Annotated in this window: 2 protein-coding genes and 1 pseudogene; all 3 read left to right on the forward strand. The window is 62.1% G+C overall.

Annotated features, from left to right (window positions below; genetic code table 11):
• Positions 1 to 2,057 (forward strand): beta strand repeat-containing protein (locus RA26_RS19980; protein ID WP_052272501.1); only part of this gene is annotated, 2,057 nt, incomplete at its 5' end.
• Positions 2,058 to 2,132: 75 nt separating this feature from the next.
• Positions 2,133 to 3,413, forward strand: a complete 1,281-nt coding sequence (locus RA26_RS19985) for a TolC family protein (protein ID WP_039186870.1) — start codon at positions 2,133 to 2,135, stop codon at positions 3,411 to 3,413.
• A pseudogene (locus tag RA26_RS23265) lies at positions 3,410 to 3,916 on the forward strand (ABC transporter ATP-binding protein); the annotation flags it as partial. The gene RA26_RS19985 and the pseudogene RA26_RS23265, both read left to right, overlap by 4 nt.

The following is a 3,916-nucleotide window of genomic DNA, read 5'->3' on the forward strand; positions in this document are numbered from 1 at the left end:
GCGGCGGTGGTGGCGGTGGCGGTGGAGGCGGCTCCAACGGCAACACCTTTGTAACTATCGACAGCGGTCAGGCTGGCGGCGATGATACAATCAGCGGTTCCGAGGCTGCATCCGGGGTGACCCTGACAGGCACCGCAGAAGCCGGTTCCACTGTGGAAGTGACCTTTCAGGGCGTAACCCGGACTGTGACCGCCACCGATGACGGTATCTGGAGCGCCGACTTCGCGGCTTCCGAAATTACCGGCGGCGAGTACGATGCGCCGATCAGCGTCACATCGACAAACGCCTCCGGCGACACGGCAACGGCGAATTCCACCATCCGCATCGATACCGAGACTGCAGTTTCAATTGATGATGGCCAGGCCGGCGGCGATGACATGATCAATGGTGCAGAGGCCGCAAACGGGGTGACTCTCACAGGCACCGCTGAAGCTGGCGCAACCGTTGACGTCACCTTCCAGGGAGTGACGCGCACGGTTACCGCCGCAAGCGATGGCACTTGGAGCGCCGATTTTGCAGCATCCGAGATCCTGTCGGGTGAATACGACGCTGACGTAACCGCCACGGCGACCGATGCCTATGGCAACACCGAAACCGTCACCGGAACGGTACGGGTGGACACCATTACTGCGGTGGCGATTGATGCGAACCAGGCCGGTGGTGATGACATTGTGAGCAATGCAGAGGCCACCGCCGGGGTGACTCTGACCGGCACTGCCGAAGCGGGCGCCACGGTCAGCGTCACAGTCGAAGGCGTGACCCGCACGACGACCGCGGATTCCAGCGGCAACTGGGCCGCAGAGTTCGAAGCAGGCTCCCTGCCCTCCGGTGAATATGACACCACTGTCAGCGTCACCTCCACCGATGCTGCAGGCAATACAGCAACGGCCACCGCAGATCTGCGTGTGGACACACTGGTAGATCCGCTCACCGTGGATACAGCCAGCGTCGAAGGCGACGGCGTCGTCAACGAAGACGAGCACAGCGACGGCGTGACCCTGACAGGCACCGTTGAGCCGGGTTCAACAGTGGTTGTGCAACTGGGCAGCGCCACCGAAACCGCAACCGTAGACGGCAGCGGCAACTGGACTGTCGACTTCGCGGCCTCTGACATCCCTGAAGGCAGCTATGAAGCAGATGTCACCGTCACAGCAACGGATGCTGTCGGCAACACAGCTCAAATCACAGACACCCTGACCATCGACACGGAAGTGGTGCCGTTTGAGGCAGACAGCATCACCAGTGATGACATCGTCAACATCGCCGAACGCGCTGCAGGGCTGACCCTGACCGGAACCGTCGAGCCCGGCTCTTCGGTCGACGTCACCATCGAAGGCCTGACCCGCAGTGCAAGCGTGGATTCGAGTGGCAACTGGAGCGTGGCGTTCGACGCAGACGATCTGCCCGAAGGAACCTACAGCAGCAGCGCGACAATCACTGCAACTGACCCGGCAGGTAACACCGCAACCCTGACCGAGACCTTTGAGGTCGATACGGACTACGACGCGCCGAATGTCGGAAATATCATCGACACAGGCGCCGGTGTCACCGGCTTCTTCAGCGATGACTATGAGGACAGTGATACCGCGCATGAGCTGACGAGCGGCGGAGCCGTGGAGGACATAGAAGGAACCTCTACCAATCTTGGTGGCGGCAGCACCCTTTTCAGCTTTGATGAGACGGTGCCGGACGGGTCGAACCTGGTTGTGAACCGCATTGATGATGCAGGCAACAGCTCAAGCACAATGGTTGTGTTTGAAGACGGAGCTGATGCCACCATTCTGGATCACGCCGGCCTGTCGCAGTTTAACATAGACGAACTGAACTTGGTTCATGCAGATAACGTCAATCTGATCCTCACTGAGACTGACATCAACGCGCTTTCAGGGAATTCCGACACGCTGACCGTGCATGGCGGCTTGGATGACACGCTGACCATCAGTGGCGCGACCGCCAACGGCAGCCAAACCATCGACGGTGAAACTTACGATGTCTACACGTTGGGTGATGACGGAACTACGATCCTGGTCGATGAAGACGTCAACACCGTGATCTGATCTACTGGCCCGGCGGCGCAGTCTGCCGCCGGGCCCAAGATATGAAAAGCCTTGAACAAAAGGGCAACGGGCAGGATGCAACCGGGACGCTTTCTTTGCGCCATCGCAGCGATGTGCAGCCTATCGGCTTGCGCACCGGCTTCCTTTGACGATGCGCAAGGCAGCGGACCGCGCAGCAATTTCACACAAACCGGCGAGACCACCTCAGAGGTGATCAGCGCATTAATGGAGCGCCGCTCGCTGCTGGCAGAAGACAGCGTCTACGAGCAGGTTGCTACGGCCGCTATCAGCGCCTCCTCCCGCGCGGCGGAGGCGGAACTGATCAGTGCCAAGCTTCGGGCCGAGGCTGCGTCCAAGAACTGGTTTCCGACCTTGGGGCCGTCAGTCAGTCTGACCGACCTTGGCGATCTGGTCGCCGGACTGCTGATCGAACAGGTGCTGTTTGACAACGGCCGCCGTAAGGCAGAGCGCGAGTTTGCCGCCGCCGATGTGGAAGTCGCCGCCGTCAGCCTGTCTCAGGACATGAACAGCCGGGTGGAAACTGCTGTCGGGCTTTATGCTGCCGCGCTGCGCGGAGACGAGAAGGCGGCCTATGGCGACCGCGCCCTGCGCAGGATGCAGGAGTTCCGCCGGATTGTGCAGGGTCGCGTCGATGGAGGTGTCTCCGACCGCGCCGACCTCAACGTGGTGGACAGCAAAATCAGCGGCATCCGCACCGCTGCTGCCACCGCCCGGGACGCAGCAACCACTGCCCGCGCTGAATTGCATGCAATGACAGGACAAAGTTTCGACCAAAAGCCCTCGCATCTGTCAATCGGCACACCGCCCGAACAGGGCCAGTTCCTGTCGGTGCTCAAAGCCGGCGCCGAGGCTGAGCGCACCATTGCCCAGGCCAAATCCGGCCGCGCCGGGCTCCTGCCGCAAATTTCCGCGGCTGGAAATGTAACCACGGACGGCTCCGGTGCCGGTGTTACCCTAGGCACCGGACAGCCGCTGGGGTTGGGCACACCTGCTGCGATTCAGGCTCTGGAAGCTTCAAAGGAAGCCGCCAAGCGTCAGGTGGGCGAAGCTGAGGAAGCCGCCCGGCGCGCCTACAGCCGCCAAGTGCAGCAGATCGCCTCCTATCAGCGGCAGGAGGGAGAAACCTCCGCACTGGTGCGCCGCAGCCGCGAAACATATGAGCTGTTCCAGAAGCAATTCGAGGCCGGCCAGCGCCCGGTAATGGAAGTGATCCAGGTCTATGAAGAGCTGGTACGCCGCGAGCAGGCCTATATCGACGCGAAATTCGAAGTGGTGCTGATCCAGCTGGAACTGGCGCGCGACTTGGGGCTGCTGGCTGATGGGGACAAGATTTGACCGACACCACGCAAAAGCCGCCCCGCCCTCAACCCGCGCCCGGGAATAAGCCGGTTCTGCGGGCCGTTCCCGCTGCCGCGCCGAAAGCTGCCGCGCAGGACAGGATCAAACCCGCCAAGGCTCCGGCCCCTGCCGCGCCCCCCGGGCCAAACACGCAGATAAAGCCGAAGACAGACAACCGGCCCAAGCCGCAGGACGCACAGCCCGAGGTTGGCTCCCTTCTGGAAGGGGCTGCCGCACGCATCCAGCACCGGGCAAGCCTGATCGCCACTCTTGCCGCCCTGAAGGGCAGCGATGTGCCCGTCAGCGATGTCGCCGCCTTTCTGTGGCAGGAAACGCCCGGCGATCTGTCACTGCACACGCTGGCCAAGGCGGTGCAATCCGTCGGCCTGCAGCCCAAGGTGCTTGAAAAGCAGAGCCTTGCCCCCGCCTTGTGGCCTGCGCTTGCGATCATGTCAGGCGGCCAGTGCGTTCTGGTGCTGGGCCAGGCAGACGATGCGCTG

This window comes from Leisingera sp. ANG-M7 (assembly GCF_000813965.1).
Taxonomy (GTDB): domain Bacteria; phylum Pseudomonadota; class Alphaproteobacteria; order Rhodobacterales; family Rhodobacteraceae; genus Leisingera.

Excerpts from the sequence above, each read along its gene's own strand:
- RA26_RS19985 (WP_039186870.1), top strand. The coding sequence starts at position 2,133 with ATGCAACCGGGACGCTTTCTTTGCGCCATCGCAGCGATGTGCAGCCTA.